Source organism: Massilimicrobiota sp. An134, from assembly GCF_002160815.1.
Taxonomy (GTDB): domain Bacteria; phylum Bacillota_I; class Bacilli_A; order Erysipelotrichales; family Coprobacillaceae; genus Allocoprobacillus; species Allocoprobacillus merdigallinarum.
Genome location: NZ_NFLH01000090.1, coordinates 1 through 552, shown reverse-complemented (window position 1 = coordinate 552; position 552 = coordinate 1). Strand labels below are relative to the sequence as shown.

The window sequence follows — 552 nt, the reverse complement described above, 5'->3', positions numbered from 1 at the left end:
ACAGTATATATGAATATTGGTCTTATGAAAATATCCAGTTTTGTATTTTTTTATATATCCAGATTGAGTATAATAATATCAAGGAGCTAACTATATAAAAATCAAGTCATTTGATGAAAAAGTTTGAAAATGTTAAATGATTTGATTATGCTAGCTAATCAATATGTAAGATCTTTGAAATGTGAATATGATTTGTGTTTTTGGGCATGACGAAAACAGCCTATGGAATAGACTTTTTATGAATACGGTTTCATTTTCTTTCTATCTCAGTAACGATGCATCAAACTGCTGATTTGTCGTTACCAGATGATAGATGACCCTCAACAGCTTCCTGATGCAATGGCCCTGCGCACAGCGATGACTTTTTCCCTGTGAGCGTTTAAGGTCATAGTAATCCTTGAAGACCTTGTTGAACCTGATGACTGGCACAATGATCTGATATAACGTCTTTCTTAAATAGCTCGATCCCTGCTTGGTTATGGCACTATGCTTGGCTTCGTACTGACTTGATTCGTAGTGAAATGGGGCGACACCCGCTGCCTTTATTATCTT

The 552-nt window shown here is 35.9% G+C and carries 1 protein-coding gene; it reads right to left on the bottom strand.

Features of this window, described 5'->3' with window-relative positions; all coding sequences use genetic code 11:
* Positions 1-261 precede the first annotated feature (261 nt).
* Positions 262-552: transposase (locus tag B5E79_RS13295; RefSeq protein WP_143746644.1), on the bottom strand; the 291-nt coding region annotated here is incomplete at its 5' end.